The sequence below is a fragment of the Pseudofrankia saprophytica genome, from assembly GCF_000235425.2.
Taxonomy (GTDB): Bacteria; Actinomycetota; Actinomycetes; order Frankiales; family Frankiaceae; genus Pseudofrankia; species Pseudofrankia saprophytica.
This window is the reverse complement of record NZ_KI912266.1, coordinates 4,659,444-4,681,524: the sequence shown is the minus strand read 5'-3', so window position 1 is coordinate 4,681,524 and position 22,081 is coordinate 4,659,444. Positions and strand designations below refer to the sequence as shown.

Genomic DNA, 22,081 nt, shown 5'->3' with positions numbered 1-22,081 from the left:
GTGGACCTGGCCACGGGCGGGCCGGCGCTCACCGGCCGCCGACCCGTCCGCTGGCCGTGCCGTGCCCGTCGGGCTCCCGGCCCTGGTTGCCACCGAGCACGGCCTGCTCGTAGACCGCCGGGGTGAGCAGGTCGGCGGCGGCGCGGGCGGTCAGGCCGGACAGGGGCCCGGCGAGTACGGGGATCACCAGGCCCGCGGCGACCAGGCCGGCGGTGGCGGCGATCATCGGGCGGCTGACCGTCTCGGTGCCGACGACGAGGAGGTCGCCGGGATCCGGGTCGGGGTGCGCCGGCCGGGGGCGTCGCCAGAACGCGCTCACCCAGACCCGCGCCATCACGTAGAGCGTCAGCAGGCTGGTGACGAGCATCGCGGCGACTGCCACGTACACCCCGGTCCGGAACGCGCCGGCTCCTGGGCCCGACGCGGCGCCCGCCCGGGAGCCGGCCTGCAGGAGCGCGAGCTTGGCGATGAAGCCGGACAGCGGTGGCACGCCGGACAGGCTCAGTGCCGGGATGGCGAACAGCGCCGCGACGACCGGTACGACGGCGGCCAGGCCGCCGGTGCGCCTCGGCATCGACGTGCCGGCGTACCGGGTGATCAGCCCGCTCGCGAGGAACAGCGTGGCCTGCACGACGATGTGATGGACCATGTAGAGGATCACGCCGGACAGGCCGATGACGGTGAACAGCGACAGCCCGAACAGCATGAACCCGATGTGGCTGACCAGCAGGAACGACAGCACCCGGTTCAGGTTCTCCTGGGCCAGCGCCCCGAGCGCGCCCACCAGCAGCGTGGCGACCGCGGCCGCCAGCAGCAGCGGCCAGGTCCCGCTGTGCGGGAACACCAGGGTGTGGGTGCGCACGATCGCGTAGACGCCCACCTTGGTCAGCAGCGCGGCGAGCACGGCGGTGATCGGCGCCGGCGCGGTCGGGTAGCTGTCCGGCAGCCAGAAGTGCAGCGGCACCACCGCCGCCTTGATGGCGAACACGACCAGGACCAGGAGGCCGAGTGCCGCCCGCAGCGCCGCCGGCAGACCCGACACCGTCGCGGCCAGCCCCGCGAAGCTGACCGTTCCCGTCGACGCGTACACCAGCGCCAGCGTGGTCAGGAACAGCAGCGAGGAGGTCAGGCTGACGATCACGTACGTCATGCCCGCCTGGACCCGTTCCGCGGTCGTGTCCAGCGTGATCAGGACGTAGGACGAGACGAGCATGACCTCGAACGCGACGAACAGGTTGAACAGGTCGGCGGTCAGGTAGGCGAGCGCCACGCCGGCGACCAGCGTCAGGTAACAGGCGTTGAAGATCGTGCTGTTGCCCTCCGCCCGCTCGTCGACGACGCCCTGGCCGACGGCGTAGCCGAGCACCGCCAGCGTCACCACCGCCGAGGTGAGCAGGAGCAGGGCCGCGAGCCGGTCGGCGACCAGGGTGATCCCGATCTGCGCCGGCCAGTCGCCCAGGTGCGCGACCGTCGGGCCGGTGGTGTCGGCGGCGGCGAGCAGCACGGCCGCGTCGGCCGCGACCGCCGCGACGACGGCGAGCGCCAGCATCCGCTGCGCCCGGAGGCGAAAGCGCAGCAGCAGCGTTCCGCCCGCGGCGAGCAGCGGCCCGACCACCGGTAGCACGACCAGCACCTCCGGCGCCGTCACCGCCGCTCCCCGCCCGGCGGCTCTCCGCCCGGCGGCTCTCCGCCCGGACCGTCCGACTCGGAACCGTCCGAGCCGTCCGGGCGGCCCGTTCGTCGGTGGTCGTCATCGGGGTGGCGATGGCGCGGGGCGTGCGGGTGCGGCAGGGAGAGATGCGGGAAGTGGTACGCGAACTGGGCCTCCAGGCGCTCCTCCAGTGCGGTGATCCGGTGGTCCTCGACGTCGTCGCGGACCTCGGTGTTGCCGAGCAGGGTCCAGGCCCGGTAGGCGAGCGTCAGCAGGAACGTCGTCAGCGCGAACGTGATGACGATCGACGTGAGCGCCATGGCCTGCGGCAGTGGGTCGGACATCTGGTCGGGCGGCACCGAGCCGGACATGGCGGGTCGGCCGCTCTTCCCGCCGACCAGCAGCAGGAGCAGATTGGTCGCGTGGCCGAGCAGCACGATGCCGACGAGCACGCGCAACAGCCCGCGCTGCAGCAGCAGGAACGTCCCGGCCATGTAGAGGCCGGAGACGACGGCCACCGACGTCAGGTTCAGCACGCCGTGGCCCGCCGGCCCGGTCACCGCGGCCGCCGCGGCTGCTGCTGCCAGCGTCACCGTGCCTCGCCCGGGCCCGGCGCGGCGTCGGGTGGAGCTCCCGGCGAGCGGCCCGGCCGCGGGCGGCGGGCGGGGTCGGACCCGACGCTCAGGTCCCCGGCGGCCGGGCCGGGAGCGGACCCGCTCTCCTTCTCGATCCCGATGCCCAGCGTGCGCAGCAGCTCGAGCACCACGCCCACGACGACCAGGTAGACGCCGACATCGAAGAACAGGCTCGTCGCCAGCTCCACGTGCCCGAGGACCGGCAGGTGCGCCTCGGCGACGTAGCTTCGCAGCACGGCACCGCCGAACGGCACCGGCGCGAGCGCCACGCAGGTGGCGACGGCGAGGCCCGCGCCGATCACCAGGGAGGGCTGGACCGGCACCGCCGCGCCGACCCGGTCGCGGCTGCCGGCGACGTAGCGCAGCACGAAGGCGAGGCCTGCGACCAGGCCGCCGGCGAAACCGCCGCCGGTCCTGGAGTGCCCGGCGAACAGCAGGTAGACCGAGAAGACCAGCACGACGGGGAACACCGCCCTGGCCGTCACCTCCATGAGGACCGACCGGGTCGACGTGCGGCCGCCGCCCGGCTGGTAGACCCAGCCGAGCTCGCCCGCGCCGTCCAGCCACCGTTCGTCGGGTCCGTCGTCGGCCGGTCCACTCGTGCCTGGGCCGGCGGCCTCCAACCCGCCCCCGGCCGGGCCAGCCGGTTCTCGGACGCCCCCACGCGGGGAGCGGACGCCGGGGGCGCGGGCCAGCAGCAGACCGGCGACGCCGAGCGCGGCGACCGCCAGCACCGTGCTCTCGCCCAGCGTGTCGAGCGCGCGGAAGTCGACGATGATCGCGTTGACGACGTTCGTCGCCCCGGTCTGCGACGGCGACCGGGCGACGTACTCCTGGCTCGCGAGGCCCCACTGGGGGTGCACGTCGGCGACAGTGATCGCGAAGGCGCCGACGAACAGGCCGACCGCCACCGCGATCAGGAGCCGTGGCCAGCGCGGCACCCCCGTCCTGGCCATGGTGGCGAACCGGTCCGGCATGCGGCGCAGCACGAAGACGAACGCGATCAGCGACAGCGACTCGACGAGGAACTGGGCGAGCGCCAGGTCGGGCGCGCCCTCGACGAGGAACAGCGCGCCGCACCCGTACCCGACGCCACCGAGGAGCACCGCCGTCGTCAGCCGCCGCCGGGCGCGCACCACGGTCGCGGCCGAGGCGAGCACGACGACGGCCAGCGCCGGCTGGATGGGATAGTCCCAGCGCGGCAGGCCCGTCGGCCACACGAGACCGCGCACCAGCGCCGCCCCCGGCACGAGCAGCGCCACCATCAGGACCGTGGCCAGGTACATCGGCAGCGACCCGACCTGCGTGCGCGCCGTGACCGCGAGCGCGAGTCGCCCGACGGCCGTGACCGTCCATTCGTAGCCCCGCTGCGCGTCGAACAGGCCCTTCGCTCGCCTTGCCTGCTTCCAGGGGGCCGTGGCCGGCGACGCCGACCCCCCCGCCTCCGCCGGATGCTGGTGCTCGGGCGCCACCGATCTGGTCCTGGCCGCCGCCAGCCGTGCCTCGGCGATGACGATGGCTACACCGGCCGCGACGGCGAGCGCGGTCAGCAGCAGGGCCGCGCCCACTCCATGCCACAGCGCCAGGTGATAGGCAGCGGTCCCGTCGTCCGGTGCCACGGTGTCCGCGTAGCCGGCGACGAACGCGTCCACGGCGGGCGCCGCGAGGCCGAGGCCGAGCCCGGCGGCGGCGAGCACGACGACGGGGCCGGTGAACGCCGGGCTCGCCGGTCGCCAACCGCTCGGTGCCACGTCCCGCTTGGTCGCGAACGCCCCCCACAGGAAGCGGATCGTGTAGCCCATCGTGAGCGAGGCGCCGACGACCATGACCGCGAGCAGCACCGCCTGGCCGGCGCCCCGGCCGTGCCAGAGCCCCTCGAGCGCCGCCTCCTTGCCGAGGAAACCCACCGTCGGCGGGAGCGCCGCCATCGACGCCCCGGCCAGCACCGCCGCCGTCAGCAGCACCGGCGCCTGCCTGCCGACGCCGGACAGCGTCCGCAGGTCACGCCCGCCGGCCCGGTGGTCGACGACGCCGACGACCATGAACAGCGCCGCCTTGAACAGCGCGTGCGCGAGGATCAGCGTCGCGCCGGCGAGCGCCACGGTCCGCCCGCCGAGGCCGACGAGCGTGGTGAGCATCCCGAGCTGGCTGACGGTCCCGAACGCGAGCAGCCGTTTGAGGTCGGTCGCCGCCAGCGCCCGCAGCCCGCCGATCAGCATGGTCACGGCGCCGAGCGCCGCCGCCGGAACCGTCCAGACCCGCGTGTACCCGCCGGCGGCGGCGAAGGCGGGCGTGAGGGTCGCGACGAGGAACACGCCGGCCTTCACCATCGCGGCCGCGTGCAGGTAGGCGCTCACCGGCGTCGGCGCGACCATCGCGGCTGGCAGCCACGGGTGGAACGGCGCCTGCGCCGACTTCGTCGCCGCCCCGAGCAGGATCAGCGGCGCCGCCGCGGCCGCGAGCCCGCCGGCCGGCGGCGCATCGGCGAGGATGCCCGAGATCCGGTACGTCCCCGCCGCCTCGCCGAGCAGGACGAAGCCGAACAGCATCGCCAGCCCGCCGAGGGTCGTGACCAGCAGCGCCTGCACCGCCGCGCGCCGCGCCGCCGGCGCCACCCCGTCCCCGCCGATCAGGACGAACGAGAAGACGGTCGTCAGCTCCCAGAAGACGTACAGCGTGAGCAGGTCGTCGGCGATCACCAGGCCGAGCATCGAGCCGGCGAAGGCGAGCAGCGCGCTCGCCGACCGGCCGAACCCGGCGGCGTCGTGCGCGTGGTACCAGCGGGCGTAGCACAGGACGAGCGCGCCGACGCCGGTCACGAGCAGCGCCATCAGCAGCGCGAGCGGGTCCAGCCGGAACGCCATCTCCAGGCGCAGCCCCGGCGCCCAGCGCAGGACCGTCGCCGGCCGCCCGCCGGACGTCACGTCGCCGAGCCGCGCGATCAGCAGCCAGCAGAAGACGGCGGCCGGCACGACGGCGGCGAGCAGGTATATCCGGGCACCCAGCCGGCGGGCGAGGAACGGCAGCAGCGCCGCGACCCCCAGGTGCGCGGCGACGGCGACGGGCATCGGCGGCGGCCCGCCGGCGTACGGCGGCGGGCTCGCGGCGCGGCGGCAACGCCCGCCGCGCCCGTCGCCGCCCGCCATCCGCCCACCCGTCCCTGCGTTCCGCGGTCCCGCCCGCGCCGTCAGGTGGTCATCCTCACGCCCCGGCGCGACCACGCTCGGGTAATGGCCCGCGTCGGGCGTTTCGCGGCGGCCGGACAGCGACGCGTCACCTGCCGGCTGGCTCGGGACCGCGGCGCCGTCCGGGCTCGCCAGCGCCGGCCACGACGGCCGCGCCGGCTGGTGCGTCAGGGCGTGGCTATCGCCCACCAGAACGAGCTGCCGACCAGAAGTCCGAACAGCCGTTCCGGCGGCCCGGAATCGCCCTGGACGACGGCCCGCCCGTCGCCGCACAGGTCGGCGAGCGCGGCCTCGCCGGACAGCAGCGTGGCGAGGTCCGGCCGGGCGAGCCGCAGCACGCTCCCGCCGGCCGGCTCCTGGTCGCCGAGCGCGCGGTGGCGCAGCACGCCGTTGCGCACCTCGAGGCGCCGGCGGCCGGCCGCCACGCCGTCCACCTCGAGGTCGACGGTGAACGGGTCCTCCTCGGAGGCGCGTGGGCCGTCCAGACGGGTACCGGCGTAGTCGAGCAGCGTGTCGACCGGCATGGCCCGCGCCGTGTCGGCGCTCGCCGTGCTGGTGGCGGGCAGGCCGGGGGGAATGCCGCCGCGCAGCTCGGTGGCCCCGGCGAGGTAGAAGTTCCGCCACGGCGCGTTCTCGGTCTGGTACGCGAGCTGGTCGCAGGCCCGGGCGGCGAGCTCGCGGGCCGGGTGGTGGCCGGGATGGCCGAACACGACGTGGTTGAGTACCTGGAGCACCCACCGGTAGTCGCCGCGGTCGAAGTACTGCTGTGCCTTCGCGACGACGGCGTCCGGCCCGCCCATCATCTCGGTGTAGTGCCGCCCCGCAGGCTCAGGGGGCAGCGGGTGCAGGTTCGCCGGGTTGCCGTCGAACCAGCCGAGATAGCGCTGCCAGACGGCCTTCACGTTGTGGCTGACCGAGCCGTAGTAGCCGCGGTTGTACCACTTGGCGGCGAGCCGCGGCGGCAGCTCGATCATCTCCGCGCACTCGAGCATCGTGTAGCCGGCGTTCGCCAGCCGCAGCGTCTGGTCGTGCAGGTACTGGTAGACGTCCGCCTGGTCGGTCAGGTATTCGGTGAGGGCGTCGGTGCCCCAGCGCGGCCAGGAGTGCGTCGAGAACAGGACGTCCGAGTCGGCGGCGAACATCGTTGCGGTCTCGCGCAGGTAGCGCGCCCAGGCCCGGGCGTCGCGCACCTGGGCGCCCCGCAGCGTGTAGAGCTGGTGCATGGTCGCGTTCGCCGTCTCGGCGACGAACAGCGCCCGGCGGTCCGGCAGGTACATGTTCATCTCGGCCGGAGCCTCGGTGTCCGGCACCAGCTGGAACACCAGCCGCACGCCGTCGAGCTCGGCCCGCTCGCCGGTCGCCCGGATGGTGCGGGTCGGCGGGATCAGGGTCGGCGGGCCGAGGGAGTTCGTCAGCCCCTGCCCCGCGGAGACCTGGCCCGCCGGCCCCTTGGGCAGCAGCGCGCCGTACATGTTGATCGCGCGGCGGCTCATCGCCGTCCCGGCGAACACGTTCTCGGTGACGGCGTGCTCCAGGAACCCCTCCGGGGCGATGATCGCCACCCGGCCCGCCGCCACGTCGGCCGGGTCGACGACACCCACGACGCCGCCGTAGTGGTCCGCGTGGCTGTGGCTGTGGATGACGGCGACGACCGGCCGGTCGCCGCGGTGGCGACGGTAGAGCGCCAGGGCGGCGCGGGCCGCGCCGACGGTCACCAGCGGGTCGACGACGATCACGCCGGTGCCGCCCTCGATGAACGTGATGATCGAGATGTCCATCCCGCGGACCTGGTAGATCCCCTTGGTCACCTCGAACAGCCCCGTGGTGGCCATCAGGCGGGCGTAGCGCCACAGGCTCGGGTTGACGGTCTCCGGGGTGGCGGCGCCGTCGCGGAGGAACCCGTACGGCCGGGAGTCCCAGGAGGTGAAGCCCGACGGGTCCCTGATGACCAGGTCGGGGACCTCCTCGATCAGCCCGCGCCGGGCGTCGGCGAAGTCGGCCTCGTCGCCGAAGGGCAGCGCCCGGGCCGTCGCCTCGTTCGCCGCCCGGGTCGGTGCGGACACTCTCGGCCGTTCGTCGACTCCGACCATCATCGCCTCTCCTCCTGACGGCACCCAGCTTTCGAACATTTACCCTTCGTGGCAGATCGCTTACCGTCGGTCTGATTGGTGGCGTGCGGGGCCGGGTGGTGCGGGGTAGGCGGGCCACCACCGCGGGACGGGGGCGGTGGCGATGTTGCCGATCATGCCGCCCGCGTCCAGGGGTGGCGTTCGCGGGGTGATGGCCGCGGTGGAGGTCTTCCCGGCCGCGGTTCGGTTCGCTTGTCTCGCCACTGAGTTCGATATATGAACTTTGATGTGACGTTGGTGGTGGCGCGCAGCCGTGAGGGGCCCTGGTGACGCGGCGAACGCCGTGAGTCCCTCCCGTGGCCCAGGCCGGCCCCCTCGGTGGAACGACGGTGTGGGCGTCGCGCGCCCGGCCCTAGTGGTTGCTGGGGACGGGGATGGGTGGTATGCCGGGATTAGAACCAGGTTTCTCGGTCGTCCTCTGCGGGCGGGGGTCGGTCGCGCCGCCGCGCGAGGCCGGCACCGGTCACGACGCCCCGGCCCCGCGCCCGCGTCACCGACCGTCCGACCGACCGTTCGTCCGACCGTCCGTTCGTCGTCTCGCCGCTCGCCCCGCCCGGGGCCGGCTCGCTGTCCGCCCCGTCGGGGCCGTACCGCCTAGGAGCACCGACCGTGCCGCAGTCGATCCCCTTCGTCGATTACCTGGTTCTCGGCGACAACCCGCACCTGGTCGCGAACGAGTGCGTCGCCTGCGGGGCGCGGTTCTTCGACCGGCGCAACGCCTGCGCGAGCTGCTTCGCCACCGAGTTCCGCAAGGCCGACGTCGCCACCGAGGGCGAGGTGCGGGCGTTCACGATCGTCTCGCTGGCCGCGCCCGGCATCCCGGTGCCGTTCGTCTCCGCGACGGTCGACTGCGCCGGGACCAGCGTCCGCGCCAACCTGATCAACGTCGCCCCGACCCCCGAGGCCGTGCACGTCGGCATGAAGGTGCGCCTCGCGCTGCAGCCGGTCGGCGCCGACGAGTCCGGCACCGAGGCCGTCAACTTCGGCTTCGAGCCCCAGCGCTGACCGGCGCTCCCCACAGACCTTCCACACACCACGAAGAAGCGGAGCGGCGGACATGGCCAGCGACGACGTCTGGATCCTCGGCATCACCATGACCAAGTTCGGCAAGCACCCCACCAAGGACGTCATCGACCTCGCGGCCGAGGCGACCATGGGCGCGCTCGCCGACGCTGGCGTCACCATGCGCGAGATGGGCCTGCTGGCCTTCGGCAGCCTCATGGGCCGGGCCTCCGGGCAGATGCTGCAGAAGCAGGTCGGCCAGACCGGCATCCCGGTCTACAACGTGTCGAACGCCTGCGCGACCGGCGCCACCGCGCTGCGCGTCTGCCACATGGCGATCCGCGCCGGCGACGCCGACTTCGGCCTGGCCGTCGGCGTGGAGAAGCTCGCGGGCGCGGGCCTGCTCGCCGGCGGCAGCCGCGGCGGCGACGCGAAGGACTGGACGCCCAGCGGCCGGTTCGGCGCCGTCGGCCCGATCGACGGCCGGATCGGCACCGAGACGATGCCCGGGGTGTTCGCCCAGATCGGGCTCGAGTACGGGCACAAGTACGGCGGCACCAGCTTCGAGCTGTTCGCCAAGATCTCCGAGAAGAACCACGCCCACTCGACGCTGAACCCGCTGGCCGCCTACTCGAAGCGGTTCACCCTCGACCAGATCATGAATGACGTCATGATCGCCTACCCGAACACCCGGCCGATGTGCTCCGCGAACTGCGACGGCGCGGCGGCCGCCGTCCTGGTGTCCGACGCCAAGCTGAAGACGCTCTCCCTGGAGCAGCAGCGCCGCGCCGTGAAGGTCTCCGCCTCCGTCCTCACCACCGACCCGTGGGAGGAGGCCTGCCAGGTGCTGCCGAACGTGAACACGCTGACCCGGCAGGCCGCGACGCAGGCCTACGAGAAGGCCGGCATCGGCCCCGAGGACCTCGACCTGGTGGAGCTGCACGACTGCTTCGCCACCGCCGAGCTGGTGCACTACGACAATCTGATGTTGTGCCCGGAGGGCGGCGCGGTCGACTTCTTCAACTCCGGCGCCACCTGGCGTGACGGCAAGACCCCGGTCAACGTCTCCGGCGGCCTGGAGTCGAAGGGCCACCCGATCGCGGCGACCGGCATCGCCAACGTCTGGGAGGTCGCCACCCACCTGCGCGGCGAGGCCGGCGACCGCCAGCTCCCGAACGCGAAGGTCGGGCTCGCGCACGTCATCGGCCTCGGCAACGCCTGCGGCGTCCACATCCTGGAGCGCGCCGCCGCCTGATCGGACCGTCCGCCGGCCGGAGCCGCCCTCAGGCCGCGGCCAGCGTCCTCGGCTCGGCGGGTGTCGGCCCGGGCCCGAAGTGCTCGTTGAGCGGTCCGACGAGCAGTCCGCGCCCGGCGCACTCGCCGAGCAGGCCGGGCAGTGCCCCCAGCGCCGAGCGCCAGGCCTGGGGGGCGGACGTGCAGTCGGAGTCGTGCAGCAGCACGGTGCCGCCGCCCGCCAGGCCCCCGCGGATGGTGGCCAGCACCGACTCCGGGGTCGCCCCGGGGCTCCAGTCCCGGCCCCACGCGGTCCACAGCACGGGCCGCAGCCCCAGCCGTCGTGCCGCGGCGAGCGCGCCCGTGCTGAGCACCCCGTACGGCGGCCGGAAGAAGACCGGCTGGCGCTCGGTGACGTTCTCGATGAGATCCCTGGTCCGGGCGAGGTCGTCGTAGAGCGCCGACGGGGTGCGCAGCAGGGTGTAGCGGTGCAGCCAGCCGTGCACGGCCACCTCGTGACCGGCGGCGGTCAGCTCCCGGCCCAGCGACGGCGAGCGGGCGAGCATCGAGCCGAGCAGGAAGAACGTCGCCCGGGCACCCGCCGCGGCCAGGACCTCCAGGAACTGCGGCGTCGAGGCGGGGTCCGGCCCGTCGTCGAACGTCAGGGCCACATGGTCCCGGCGGCCGAGACCGGCGAGCCTGGGCGTCAGCCGCGCCCGCAGGGCCGGCCAGGACGTGACCGCGGGACACCCGTAACCCACCACGGCGACGCCCAGCACCGCCGCCCCGGCGGCGCCGCGCGTCCGCCGCGCCAGCTCGCCGCGGACCGGTTCCGTACCGCCTTTCACGAGCACGATCCCCCCTCGCCGCGAGGACGGGCTCGACCTCCCGCCCAGGACGTGTGCTCTCGGCCCGACGATTGTCTCGCTCAGGTGGGCCGCCGCCGCAAGGCCGACGACCCGGGCGTCACCCTTGTTCCGGTATGGCCCGGGCGGCCCGGGCGCCGTACGCGGGTGGCGCGGGCGTGGCCGGGAGGGGGACGGGTCGCGGACGGCGGCCCACGCGACGCGCAAACCGCCCGAGCGGGCCTGACCCGGCGGCCGATGTGGAGCAGACTGCGATGCCATGTGCGGGCATCACGGCATCGACTCGCCCTGCCAGGACCTGGCCCCGGAAGCGGTCAAGGCCGACGAGCGTAGGTACGTCGCCGAGCGGTACCCCGACGCCGACCGCCCGGACGCCGACCGCCCGCATACCGGCGGTCCGCTCGCGGCGCGCCCGGTGGCGCCGGCCGGGCCGAGCCGGCGGCGGGTGCTGACGGTCGCCGGGCTCGGCGGTGGGGCGCTGCTCGCCGGTGGTGCGTCGGCGTTCGGGCTCGCGGCCTGCTCGGACGACGCAGGCGCCGGCGGTCCCACGCCGCGGGCGACCGTCACCAGCTTCCCGCCGACCAGGACGGTCGTCCTCACGGGCACGGTCGCCAGCCGGGGGGAGTACGTCTACCTTCCGTTCGACGTCGGCCCCGGGGTCAACCGCGTCCAGGTGTCCATGGCCAAGGCCGACCCCACGGCGAAGCTCGGCATCGGCCTGTTCGACCACCGCGGCCCGGCCTACGGCTCGCCCGGGTTCCGCGGCATCTACGGCGAGGAGCGGTCGTCGTTCTTCGTCGCCGCCGACAGCGCCTCGCAGAGCTTCCTGCCCGGGCCGGTCGAGCCGGGCCGCTGGACCGTGATCGTCCCGGTCTTCGCCGTCCAGGCGCCGTCGCAGGTCACCGTGACGGTCACCCTCTCCGGCGGCCCGGCCCCGGCGAAGCCGTTCACTCCAGGCGCGACGGTCGGTACCGTGCTGGCCCGGCCCGGCTGGTACCGCGGCGACCTGCACTGCCACACCCCCGAGTCGTCGGACGCCTGGAACCAGAAGACGGCGCTCACCCCGGCCGCGTGGGCGAACACCTGTCGCCAGCTCGGCCTCGACTTCGTCGCGATGACCGACCACAACGTCGTCTCCCAGAACCTCTTCCTCGCCCGCGACGCCGGCTCCGACGTCCTGCTGATGCCCGGAGAGGAGATGACGAACTGGAGCTTCGGCCACGCGACCGTGTCGGGGATCGACGTCGGTGACTGGCTGGACTTCCGCCAGACGCCGGAAGGCACGCCTCTGCCGGAGAACGGCGCTCGTATCGACAAGTTCCTGGCGACGGCCCGTGACCTGGGTGCCTACGTCGCGGCGGCGCACCCGTCGTTCCCGGGGCTGAAGTGGCAGTTCGGTGCCGAGATGGAACGCCCGGCCGGGCGACCGGTCGGGTACGAGCTGTGGACCGGGTCGTACGGACCGGACGACGAGCAGTCCGTGCAGGCCTGGGACGGGATGCTGCGCAAGGGCTGGCGGGTCTGCGCGAACGGCGGCAGCGACCTGCACGGCGTCGAGAGCGGCGCCAAGCAGGGCTTCAGGGCCGGCACCCCGACGACCGTCGTCTACGCCGACGCGCTGGAGACGAAGGCGGTCATCGCCGCGCTGCGCGCCGGGCGCAGCTTCGTCACCCGCCGCCCCGACGGCGTCGAGTGCTACCTGACGGCGAGCCGCGAGCGCCAGCGGGCGATCGTCGGCGGCGAGGTCTTCGGCGCCAGCGGTGACCCCGTCGGCGTACAGGTCCGCGTCCGCCGCGCCGGCGGCATGCGCGCGACGGTCATCACCCAGGCCGGGACGCTGTCCACCACGGCGGTCACGTCCGACGACCAGACCATCGAGGCGACGATCCCGATCCCGCCGGGCGGTGGCTACGTCCGCGTCGAGGTCCGGGGCGGCGGCCACACCCATGAGGGCCTGCCGCTCGCCACCGAGGGCGACATGGAATGCCTGACGAACCCGATCTGGCTCACCGTAGGCGACCCACCCGCGAGCCTGCGCCCGATGACCGCGCCCCCGCCGGCCCGCCCCGGCCCGCGCCGCGTCACCGCCGGCTGACCGCGGCGCGGCCGGCATCGAGCGCCGGGACCGGGGAACGGAGATCGATCGGGTCAGGGCATCGCCCACAGCCGGACCGTCGCGTCGCCGCCGCCGGTGGCCAGGGTCTTCCCGTCCGGGAAGAACGCCACCGCGTACACCCTCGTGGTGTCGCATCGCAGCGTCCTGCCGGGCAGCGGGTGGTCCGGCTCGGCGACGTTCCACAGCTGGACCGTGCCGCCGTTGCCGCCGCTGGCGGAGCCCGTGAACGCGAGTTCGGTGCGGAGGGGTTGCGGCAGCCGCCGGTGGCGACGATCAGCGCGGGGGCGTGGTGCCCGTCGGCCAGCCGTTCACGCGGACAGGGAGAGGTGGGTGAGGACGGCCAGGACCCGGCGGTGGGCGTCAGCGTGATCGGGGACGTCGAGCTTGATCAGGACGTGGCGGACGTGCGCCTCGACGGTTCGCTCGGACAGCACGAGCCGGCGCGCGATGCCGACGTTCGTCATTCCCTCGGCCATCAGCCGCAGGACCTCACGTTCCCGCTCGGTGAGCCCGGCGAGCGGGTCGTCGGTCCGCTGGGAGGCGAGCAGGCTTGCGACCACCTTCGGGTCCAGCGCCGAGCCGCCGCGGGCGACCCGTTCGGCCGCGGCGAGGAACTCGCTCACGTCCAGGACCCGGTCCTTGAGCAGGTAGCCGAACCCGCCGAGGGGGACGAGCTGGACGGCGTGCGTGGTCTCGACGTGCTGTGAGAGCACGAGCACCCCGACCGCGGGGTGGCGTCGCTTGATCTCGCCGGCCGCGACCGTGCCCTCGTCGGTGAACGTCGGCGGCATGCGGACGTCGACGACGGCGAGGTCGGGACGGTGCTGGTCGACGGCGGCGAGCAGCCGATCCGCGTCGCCGACGGAGGCGACGATCTCGTGCTCGGCGTCCTCGAACAGTCGGCCGAGCCCTTCGCGCAGCAGCACCTGGTCCTCGGCGATCACCACCCGCATGCGCAGGCCACCCCTCCCGCGTTCGCCTGGTGCCGCCCGAGGTGATGGGAGCCCTCGCGCCCAGCCGCCGCGGCCGGCTGCGCGGCACGGCTCACGAGCCGCACGGCAGCTCCGCCGTGAGCACGGTGCCGGCGCCCGGGCCGCTCGCGATCCGCAGAGTCCCGCCCAGGGCGGCGACCCGCTCGGCGAGCCCGCGCAGCCCCGTCCCGCCTGCCGGCGTGGCGCCGCCGACCCCGTCGTCCGCCACGGCGACGACGAGCCGGCCGTCGCGGACCTCGGCGCTCAGCTCGATCCGGCGGGCCTGCGCGTGCTTCACGGCGTTCGTGACCCCCTCGCTTCCGACGAAGTAGGCGGCGACCTCGACTCGGCGGTCCAGTCGCCCGACGCCCGCGCCCTTCGGTCCGTCTCCGCGGACCGCGCCGGCAGGCCCGGCGCCCGCTGTCCGACCCGTCGCGTCACCGTCGGCCGCGGCCATCGCGGCCCCGGCCGACGGCGCGGCGGCGGGAGCCGTGATCGTCGCGGTGGCCGCCGACGCCACCGATGTCGGCGGCATCGCGGTGGGCGTGGACGTCTCCGCGGCGGAGGGCACCAGGTTCACGCGCACCGTGACCGGGACGGGGGACTGGCGGGCGAGTTCGGTGAAGGCGGGGGTGAGGCCGCCGCCGAGTTGCGCCGGGGGCAGGCCGCGGGCGAGCTCGCGCAGCTCGTCGATGGCGCTGCCCAGCTGCGTGACCGCGTCGTCGAGAGTGCGGCTCGCCCGCTCCGGCCCGGCGGTGCCGCCGAGCTGGTGCTGCGCGTGCCGCAGCGCCAGGCCGATCGAGACGAGCCGTTGTTGCGCCCCGTCGTGCAAATCCCGCTCGATCCGGCGGCGTTCCTCGTTGGCCGCGGCGACGATCCGCGCCCGGGAGCCGCGCACCTCGGCGAGCTGGCGGCGCAGCTCGACCCGCAGCCGGGCGATCTCGATCGCCAGCCCGCCGGCCTGGACGACGTCCCGGGGCAGGGGGTCGGGCCGCGGGCGGTGCAGCACCAACGCGACTGGCTCGTCACGGCGGCTGATCGGCAGCCGCGCCCGGCCGGCCGCGGCCGCGGCGACGTCCGCGACCGGCTCGCCGTCGGCGTCCACGTATGCCGCGCTCTCCGTCTGAAAGAACAGCAGGTCCAGGCCCGGATCGTCGAGCAGGCCGCGCAGCACGTCGCCGATCTGCTCGGGGGCCGCGCGGTCGGCGCGCAGCGCGTCGAGGAAGTCGGCCATCCGGCGCAGCGCGTCGTAGCGGGCGCGGTTGAACCGACGGTCGACGCCGGCCTGCACCCGGGCGCGTAGCGGCCGGAACGCGACCACGATGACCAGCGTGGCGCCCGCCGTCGCCACCGGGGAGCCACGGCCGAGCACCGTGCCGAGGGCGAGGACGGTCGCCGCGAACGCCGCCGCCAGCAGGACGGTGATCGTGCCGTAGACGAGGGTGCGGTTGATGACGACGTCGATGTCGTAGAGCCGGTAGCGCAGGATCGCGACGCAGGCGCCGATCGGGAGCACGGTCACCGCCACGGCCGACAGGACGCGCGCCCCGGGCCAGGCGTTCCACAGCACCAGGGACGCTGGCAGCAACACCCCGGCGACCGCGGCGGCGTAGGTGAACCACTTGAGCTGCTGCCGGAGGGCGCCACGCGCGGCGCGCAGCCGCACTCCGAGCGCCGCGACGGAGGCGACCAGCCCGCCGATGACCAGGGCGGCGCTGGCGGCGAAGACGACGTTCGTCGGGATCGCGTCCGTGGCCAGGGGGTTGTGCCCGGAGACGAAACCGGCGTCGGACAGGTGGCTGAAACCCCATCCCGGCACGGCGAGGGCGCCGCCGAGGCCGTTGGCCCACAGCGCCCACCGCCAGTGCCGGCCGGGCAGGCGGCCGTCGGGGAAGAGCAGGAAGATCGAGGTCAGGATCAGGCTGCCGAGCGTCCAGCTCGTCGTCGCGTTGAACCATTCGGCCGCGGGGCCGCCCGGCCAGCCGAGCGCCGCCGCCCGTAGCCCATAGCCCTGGGCGAGCTCCGTCAGCGCGCTCTGGGCGCCGCAGGCGCACAGCAGCCAGCCGATCGGATGGCGCGGGTGACGGACGGCGACCAGCGCCCCGGCGACGGCGAAGGTCACGTTGGACATGGCGTTGAGCACCGTGTCGTAGCGCGGCTCGAGCGACGACGACAGCACGACGGCGGCGACCTCGGCGGCGACCGTCAGCCCGAGCAGGACCGCCGGGAGCAGCCGGCCGCGGAACGGCGACGTCCGCACCCTGCCCCCTTCCCGGCACGCTCGCCGCGCTGGATCCGCGCGGCGACGCTCACCCGCCCCGCGTGCGGCCGGCCGGCGCGCTCGGGCCGCTGGCGCCTGCCGGCCCCGATCGCGACGACGGCCGGCCGAGCCGAGACGCCCCGTTCGGATGGGAGTGTCCGGCACCCGCCATCGCGCCATCGTCCCAGAGCCACCGGGCGCCGCCAACGGTGTTGGTACTCGCCCCGGCTGCGTACTGGTACTTAGTGCCGCTGCGGGTGGGAGCGCACGGAAATGCGGTGCCTGCCCCGATGTTGGGCGATCACCGCCGCCGTAGCTTCACCTCCCAGAACGCGAGCGTCACCACTGAAACCTTTTCCGTCGTCGGCTCGGACCCGCGGCGACCTTGGCTGATCAAGGTGAGAAGCGAAAGGTTCCTGGAAAGCCGCGTCTGACCAATTCCGAACCACGTCCACTTGGGAGGACGAGATGGCGACGGCGAATGACGTAAGTACGACGAACGGCGGCCGGGCGGCGTCGTCCGGCGGATCCACGAGCGGCCCGCGCGGCCCGCGCGGCCCGCGCGGCGCGTCGGTGCGGCGGATGGCGGCGGTGGGTGTCGTCGGCGCAGCGGCCACCGTGGTCGACGAGGTCGTGGTGCTGGCGGTCGTCCTGCCGGGGACAGACGTGTCGACCAAGATCTACAGCTACCCGTTCTCGAGTGGGGCGTTCGTCGCGGCCGCCCTCGTCAACGCGCTGCTGCATGCGCTGGTGCTCGTCGGCGTGCTGGGGTTCGCCCGCAGCGGCGCCGCCGGCTCGGGCCGGGCCGCGCGGGTCGGCGGGGGCCTCGCGCTCGGCGCGCTCGGGCTGTTCACCGCCGCCGAGCTCGCCTCGATCGCGGTCCGCGGCGACCGAGTCTCCGACACCGGCGCCCTTGTCGTGATCATGATGTTCGTGTTGGCGACGCTGCTCTCGGTGACCGGATACATCCTGCTCACGGTGGCCTCGTCACGGGCCGGACGTTGGACAGGTTGGCGTCGGCGCACCCCGCTCGCCGCGGCTGTCGGGTCGGTGGCGTTGCTGGCCATGAGCCCCTCGCCCGACCTCCTCGCGGCCGGCGCCGGGGTGTGGAGCCTGGGCCTGCTCGTGCTCTGCGCCGCCACCTACACCGACCCGGCTCCCGCGGCGCCGGCCACCGCGGTGCACGGGCCAGACCGCGAGGTCCGCCTGCCGTGACCCACGTGTCGGACGTGGCGGACGCGCATGGTCTCCCCGGGAGCGGGTCCGGGGAGACCATCCCGGAGCAGGCCGCCGGCCCGCGCCCGCTGGCACAGGCCGGCCCCCGCGTGACGCTCCTCGTGCTACGCGTCGTCGCGGTGCTGCATGCGCTCGCGTTCCTCGGCCAGCCGGTCCTCGCCGGGGAGTACCTGGAGGGTGACGTCGACGCGCTGGCCCTGCACGACGCGAACGCGATCGTGGTCACCGGGCTCGACGTGATCCAGCTGGTCTGCGCGATCGCCTTCGTCTGGAAGGGCCGGGGGCGGGCCTGGCCGATCTGGGCCAGCCTTGCCATCGCGCTGCTGGTCGAGGTTCAGGTCGGGATGGGCTACGAACGGCTGCTCGTGGTCCACCTGCCGCTGGGCGTGTCCCTCGTCGTGGGCCAGATCCTGACCACCGTGTGGCTGTTCCGCGCCGACGCCGCCACCCCGCGGCCGCGCCGGGCTCGCCGGAAGCGTGCCCGGTGAACCGGCGGCACGTGCTCGGCGCGCTCGGGCTGTCCGCGCTCGGCGTGGCCAGCTTCGGCGGCCTCGCCCTGTCCAGCCCTCGTGGCCAGACCGGCGAGCTGCTGCACAGCCGCGCCAGGCTGCCCGAGCCCTACACCGTCCCGCTGCCGGTGCCGCCGGTGGCCCGGCCGGTCCGGACCGACGCGACCACCGACTTCTACGAGATCGCGCAGCGCGAGGCCGACGTCGAGCTGCTGCCGGGGCTGCGCACCCGGATCTTCGGCTACGACGGCATCTTCCCGGGCCCCACCATCGTCAGCCGCGGCAACCGGACCACCGTGGTCACCCACCACAACGAACTCGCCGTCCCGGTCGCCGTCCATCTGCACGGCGGGCACACCCCGGCCGACAGCGACGGCTACCCCACCGACCTCATCCTGCCCGCGGCCGGCTGGTCCGAGCACACACATGCCATGGACGGCGGGGCCGCCGTGCCCATGGACGGCGGCGCCACGATGCCCATGGACGGCGGCGCCGTCGCGGCCGGCCGGCGCGACTACACCTATCCGATGCGGCAGCGGGCCGCGACGCTCTGGTACCACGACCACCGCATGGACTTCACCGGTCCGCAGGTCTACCGCGGCCTGGCCGGCTTCCACCTGGTCACCGACGACGAAGAGGCAGCCCTGCCGCTGCCCCGGGGTGACCGCGACATCCCGCTGATGATCACTGATCGCGCCTTCGACGCCGACGGCTCGTTCCTCTACCCGTCGCTCGACTGGATGCTCCACATCACCGGCGGCGTGACCGACACCTACATGGAGGGTGTGCTCGGCGACGTCATCCTGGTCAACGGCGCACCCTGGCCGGTACTGGAGGTGACGGCCACCCACTACCGCCTCCGGCTGCTCAACGCGTCCAACGCCCGCCGCTACCAGCTCCGCCTCGATCCGGCGCGGACGCCGTTCGTCCAGATCGGATCGGACGGCGGACTGCTCGACCACCCCGTCGAACAGGCAACCATCGTGCTGGCCCCGGGCGAACGCGCCGACGTGGTCGTCGACTTCGCCGCCTTCCCGCCCGGCACCGCCGTCACGCTGGACAACGCGCTGGGAGCCGGATCCACCGCGCAGATCATGCTGTTCCGCGTCACGGGACGTGCCAGCGACGACAGCCACGTGCCGCCGCGCCTCAGCCACCTCGAGCCCCTCCGGCGCAGCCAGGCCGTACGGACCCGCGACTGGCGCTTCCGCCGAGCACCCACCGGCGAGCACCCTGGCTGGCTGATCAACGACCAGCCCTTCGACCCCGCCCGCATCGACGCCGACGTCGCCCTCGGTGACGTCGAGATCTGGCGGTTCACCAGCGACCTGCACCACCCCGTGCACACGCACCTGAACCCGTTCCAGGTGCTGTCGCGGCGCGGCGGCGCGCCCGGCCCGCACGACCTCGGCTGGAAGGACACCGTGGACGTCTCGCCCAGCGAGACCGTCGAGGTGCTCGTGCGCTTCACCGACTATCCCGGCCGGTACCTCCTGCACTGTCACAACCTCGAACACGAGGACATGGCCATGATGGCCGCCTTCCGCACCCGCTAGCCGACGTCCACCCGAGGAGGACCGAGATGACGACCGACCTGTCCGCTCCCGACCGTCTGTCCGCTCCCGACCGCACGTGGCCTCGTCTGGAGCGCGTCACCGGCGCGGTCGGCCTGGCCGCGATCGTGCTGATCTTCGGCTCGGTCATCGTCATCGGCGACGGGGAACCACCGACGGTGGCCACTGTCGCGCAGGCCGCCCGCTACCTCCGCGAGGCCGACGGCGCCTGGCTGCAGGCGGCGTCCGCCCTCTTCGCCGTGAGCCTGCTGGTGTTCCTGTGGTTCGCCGTCGGGCTGAGCCAGATCCTGCGCCGCGCCGAGCCCGAGCCGCCGTGGTGCTCGACGGTGGCGCTGATGTCGGGGGTGCTCTTCGTCGCCTTCGGCCTGGTCAACACCAGCGTCGAGGCGGGCGCCCACCGCGGCGGCGTGATCGACCCTCCGCTGGCGGCCTACGCCTGGGACGTGACTGCCTTCGGCTTCGCCAACGCCCGCCTCGCCCTGGGCGGCTTCGCCCTGGCCTCGGGGCTTGCCTCACTCGCGGCCGGTGTCTTCCCGCGTTGGCTGGGCTGGCTCGGCGTCGTCAGCGGAGCCCTCCTGGTGCTGGCCCGCTTCGCCTGGTCGTCCGACGTGCTGTGGAACCCGCCGTACCTCGCGACGTGGCTCTGGATGCTCATCACCTGTGTGCTGCTGCTACGCCGCGGCGGCGGCCAGCCTGTCCCGGTCACCCGTCCCACGGCACCGTAGGCGCGGTCCTCCCGTCCACGACGCCGAGCCGTCAGCTCGCCGCGGTTTCCGGCGCTGTGGCTCCGGTTGTGTAGAGGCGGGTGATGACGTCCTCGATGGGGGGTTCGCGGATCGCGAGGTCGACGAGGGGGTAGCGGGCGGCGACCTCGGCGACGAGGGGGGCGGCGCTGGCCTTGGCGGGGAAGGCGAGCCACTGCCGGGGGCCGTCGACGCGGATTACCCGGGCGCCGGGGGTGGTGACGCTGAGTGGGGGCAGTGGGGTGGCCAGGTCGACGATGAGGGTGCGTTCGCCGCCGAGGCGGTCGCGCAGGGTGGCGAGGTCGCCGTCGAAGCCGAGGCGGCCGTGGTCGATCACCAGGACGCGTTGGCAGAGCTGTTCGATGTCGGCGGTGTCGTGCGTCGTCAGCATGATCGTGGTGGCCTGTTCGCGGTTCTTCTCGGCGAGGAAGGCGCGCACGGCCGCCTTGGAGACGACGTCGAGGCCGATGGTGGGTTCGTCGAGGTAGACGATCGCCGGGTCGTGCAGGAACGCGGCGGTCAGGTCGCCGCGCATCCGCTGGCCGAGGGAGAGCTGGCGCACCGGGGTGTCCAGGAACGGGCCGAGGTCGAGCATCTCGACGAACCGGGCGAGGTTCGCGCGGAACTGGCCGGGCGGCACCCGGTAGAGGTGGCGGACCAGCTCGAAGCTGTCACGCAGCGGCAGGTCCCACCACAGCGTCGAGCGCTGCCCGAACACGACGCCGATCCGGCGGGCGAGCGCGATCCGCTGGCGGGCCGGGTCGAGCCCGGCGACCCGCAGCCGCCCGCCCGTCGGGGTGAGCACGCCGATCAGCATCTTGATCGTCGTGCTCTTCCCGGCGCCATTCGGGCCGAGATAGCCGATGATCTCCCCGGCCCGGACGGTGAACGACACGTCCCGCACCGCGTGGACGTCCACCCGTTCGCGCCGCAGCCGCTGCCCGGCGATCCGGCGGCGCTGGACGAACGTCTTCGTCGCCCCGGTCACCTCGATGACGACGGGCTGCTGGGTGCGACCGGCCCCGCCGCCAGCGTCGCCGCTGCCGGCCTCGTCGGGGCCGGCTATCAGGTCGGTCATGGGTCGGTCAGCTCCCCGTGCTTCGGTAGCGCCGCACGCCGGCCCGCCAGGCGAGCGCCGCCAGGCCGGCCGCGGCGGCCGCGACCAGCGGCGAGGCGAAGCGCAGCGCCGTCGGCAGGCCAAGCGGGTCGGGCCGGGACAGGACGTGCAGCGCCGGCAGCCAGCTCACGAACCCGATGGGCAGCACGACGGTGAGCAACAGCGCCAGGTGGTGGCCGTAGACCGTCATCGGGTAGCGCGCGGCCAGTGCCGAGCCCTGCGTGCTCGCCACGACGGCGACCGTCGCGTCCGGGGCGACGAACAGGACCGCGGCGGTCGCGACGAACGCGCTCGCGGCGAGGACCGCGCCGCACAGGACCATCGCCGGCACCAGCAGCACCCGGTCCGCGGTCCAGTGGACGTGCAGCGCGAGACAACTGACGACGACGATCACCATCGGCTGGGCGACCCGGGCGACCCGCTGTGGCGAGAACGCCATCGTCGCCGCCTGCACGAGCACGCTCACGGGACGGATCAGCACGACGTCGAACCGGCCGTCGTTGATGTGCCAGCCGATCCGGTCGACCGGGCCGAGGAACGCCTCGGCCAGCGCGAACGCGAGCGCGGACGTGCCGTAGAGGAAGGCCACCTCGGCCAGTGAGAACCCCTCCAGCGCCGGCAGGTGGGCGAACACGATGCCGATCGCGACGAGGTCGAGCACGGTCCCCGCGGCTTCGGTGAGCGATCGCAGCGCGAGCGACGCCCGGTACTGCGCCGCCTCACGGAACGCGACCCGCACGAGCAGCACGTAGGCCGCCGCCTCCGCCCACAGCAGGCCACGGACGGCCCGGATCCGCGCCGCCGGGCCCGTCGGCTCCGCCTCGACCGCCGACCCGGCCGCCCTGGTGACCATC

Annotated in this window: 17 protein-coding genes; 7 read left to right on the top strand and 10 right to left on the bottom strand. The window is 74.2% G+C overall.

The genetic code is table 11. From position 1 onward, the window contains the following. Positions 1-28: 28 nt before the first annotated feature. From FRCN3DRAFT_RS0219640 to FRCN3DRAFT_RS45305, 4 genes are read right to left on the bottom strand one after another with little or no spacing between them, the layout of a single operon-like run. On the bottom strand, positions 29-1,648 hold the full coding sequence (locus tag FRCN3DRAFT_RS0219640) for a Na+/H+ antiporter subunit D (protein WP_007513784.1): 1,620 nt from the start codon (positions 1,646-1,648) through the stop codon (positions 29-31). Continuing rightward, the gene (locus FRCN3DRAFT_RS51635) at positions 1,645-2,244 is read right to left on the bottom strand and encodes a sodium:proton antiporter (RefSeq protein ID WP_232794085.1); all 600 of its coding nucleotides are present in this window, start codon (positions 2,242-2,244) and stop codon (positions 1,645-1,647) included. Before FRCN3DRAFT_RS51635 ends, FRCN3DRAFT_RS0219640 begins: the two co-directional genes overlap by 4 nt. After that, complete coding sequence (gene mbhE / locus FRCN3DRAFT_RS0219630) at positions 2,241-5,660, bottom strand: hydrogen gas-evolving membrane-bound hydrogenase subunit E (RefSeq protein ID WP_063630168.1); 3,420 nt, start codon at positions 5,658-5,660, stop codon at positions 2,241-2,243. The genes FRCN3DRAFT_RS51635 and mbhE overlap by 4 nt, the downstream gene beginning before the upstream one ends. Continuing rightward, positions 5,639-7,564, bottom strand: a complete 1,926-nt coding sequence (locus tag FRCN3DRAFT_RS45305; protein ID WP_007517150.1) for an alkyl/aryl-sulfatase — start codon at positions 7,562-7,564, stop codon at positions 5,639-5,641. The genes mbhE and FRCN3DRAFT_RS45305 overlap by 22 nt, the downstream gene beginning before the upstream one ends. Positions 7,565-8,209: 645 nt before the next feature. Here FRCN3DRAFT_RS45305 and FRCN3DRAFT_RS0219615 point away from each other — a divergent pair. After that, positions 8,210-8,605, top strand: a complete 396-nt coding sequence (locus FRCN3DRAFT_RS0219615) for a Zn-ribbon domain-containing OB-fold protein (protein WP_007517152.1) — start codon at positions 8,210-8,212, stop codon at positions 8,603-8,605. Positions 8,606-8,657: 52 nt separating this feature from the next. Beyond that, the gene (locus FRCN3DRAFT_RS0219610) at positions 8,658-9,857 is read left to right on the top strand and encodes a thiolase family protein (protein ID WP_007517153.1); all 1,200 of its coding nucleotides are present in this window, start codon (positions 8,658-8,660) and stop codon (positions 9,855-9,857) included. Between the two features lie 28 nt (positions 9,858-9,885). On the opposite strand, the gene FRCN3DRAFT_RS0219605 is transcribed toward FRCN3DRAFT_RS0219610, so the two are convergent. After that, on the bottom strand, positions 9,886-10,689 hold the full coding sequence (locus FRCN3DRAFT_RS0219605) for a polysaccharide deacetylase family protein (RefSeq protein WP_007517154.1): 804 nt from the start codon (positions 10,687-10,689) through the stop codon (positions 9,886-9,888). 271 nt (positions 10,690-10,960) lie between these two features. Between FRCN3DRAFT_RS0219605 and FRCN3DRAFT_RS0219600 the strand changes: the two genes are divergently transcribed. Beyond that, on the top strand, positions 10,961-12,796 hold the full coding sequence (locus FRCN3DRAFT_RS0219600) for a CehA/McbA family metallohydrolase (protein WP_007517155.1): 1,836 nt from the start codon (positions 10,961-10,963) through the stop codon (positions 12,794-12,796). Between the two features lie 53 nt (positions 12,797-12,849). On the opposite strand, the gene FRCN3DRAFT_RS56330 is transcribed toward FRCN3DRAFT_RS0219600, so the two are convergent. The 3 genes from FRCN3DRAFT_RS56330 to FRCN3DRAFT_RS0219585 all read right to left on the bottom strand — a co-directional run bounded on the left by FRCN3DRAFT_RS56330 (position 12,850) and on the right by FRCN3DRAFT_RS0219585 (position 16,048). Next, the gene (locus tag FRCN3DRAFT_RS56330; protein WP_269799860.1) at positions 12,850-12,957 is read right to left on the bottom strand and encodes a WD40 repeat domain-containing protein; all 108 of its coding nucleotides are present in this window, start codon (positions 12,955-12,957) and stop codon (positions 12,850-12,852) included. Between the two features lie 168 nt (positions 12,958-13,125). Further along, on the bottom strand, positions 13,126-13,770 hold the full coding sequence (locus tag FRCN3DRAFT_RS0219590; RefSeq protein ID WP_007517158.1) for a LuxR C-terminal-related transcriptional regulator: 645 nt from the start codon (positions 13,768-13,770) through the stop codon (positions 13,126-13,128). A gap of 91 nt (positions 13,771-13,861) precedes the next feature. Then, complete coding sequence (locus FRCN3DRAFT_RS0219585) at positions 13,862-16,048, bottom strand: sensor histidine kinase (RefSeq protein WP_007517160.1); 2,187 nt, start codon at positions 16,046-16,048, stop codon at positions 13,862-13,864. Between the two features lie 468 nt (positions 16,049-16,516). On the opposite strand from FRCN3DRAFT_RS0219585, the gene FRCN3DRAFT_RS0219580 reads away from it, so the two are divergent. Genes FRCN3DRAFT_RS0219580 through FRCN3DRAFT_RS0219565 form a run of 4 tightly spaced genes read left to right on the top strand, consistent with a single transcriptional unit; the run spans position 16,517 to position 20,092 of the window. After that, on the top strand, positions 16,517-17,263 hold the full coding sequence (locus FRCN3DRAFT_RS0219580) for a hypothetical protein (RefSeq protein WP_007517162.1): 747 nt from the start codon (positions 16,517-16,519) through the stop codon (positions 17,261-17,263). Beyond that, a complete protein-coding gene (locus tag FRCN3DRAFT_RS0219575; protein ID WP_007517164.1) occupies positions 17,260-17,772 on the top strand; it encodes a hypothetical protein in 513 nt (170 codons plus the stop codon). The genes FRCN3DRAFT_RS0219580 and FRCN3DRAFT_RS0219575 overlap by 4 nt, the downstream gene beginning before the upstream one ends. Further along, a complete protein-coding gene (locus tag FRCN3DRAFT_RS0219570; protein ID WP_007517166.1) occupies positions 17,769-19,349 on the top strand; it encodes a multicopper oxidase family protein in 1,581 nt (526 codons plus the stop codon). Before FRCN3DRAFT_RS0219575 ends, FRCN3DRAFT_RS0219570 begins: the two co-directional genes overlap by 4 nt. Positions 19,350-19,375: 26 nt before the next feature. Beyond that, positions 19,376-20,092 (top strand): hypothetical protein, encoded by a 717-nt coding sequence (locus FRCN3DRAFT_RS0219565; protein WP_007517167.1) that lies wholly within the window; start codon positions 19,376-19,378, stop codon positions 20,090-20,092. Between the two features lie 31 nt (positions 20,093-20,123). On the opposite strand, the gene FRCN3DRAFT_RS0219560 is transcribed toward FRCN3DRAFT_RS0219565, so the two are convergent. Next, positions 20,124-21,188, bottom strand: coding sequence for an ABC transporter ATP-binding protein (locus FRCN3DRAFT_RS0219560; protein ID WP_007517169.1), 1,065 nt, complete (start codon positions 21,186-21,188; stop codon positions 20,124-20,126). Positions 21,189-21,195: 7 nt separating this feature from the next. Then, positions 21,196-22,080: an ABC transporter permease gene (locus tag FRCN3DRAFT_RS0219555; RefSeq protein ID WP_007517170.1), complete on the bottom strand. Its 885-nt coding sequence runs from the start codon at positions 22,078-22,080 to the stop codon at positions 21,196-21,198. Between the last annotated feature and the right edge of the window lies 1 nt (position 22,081).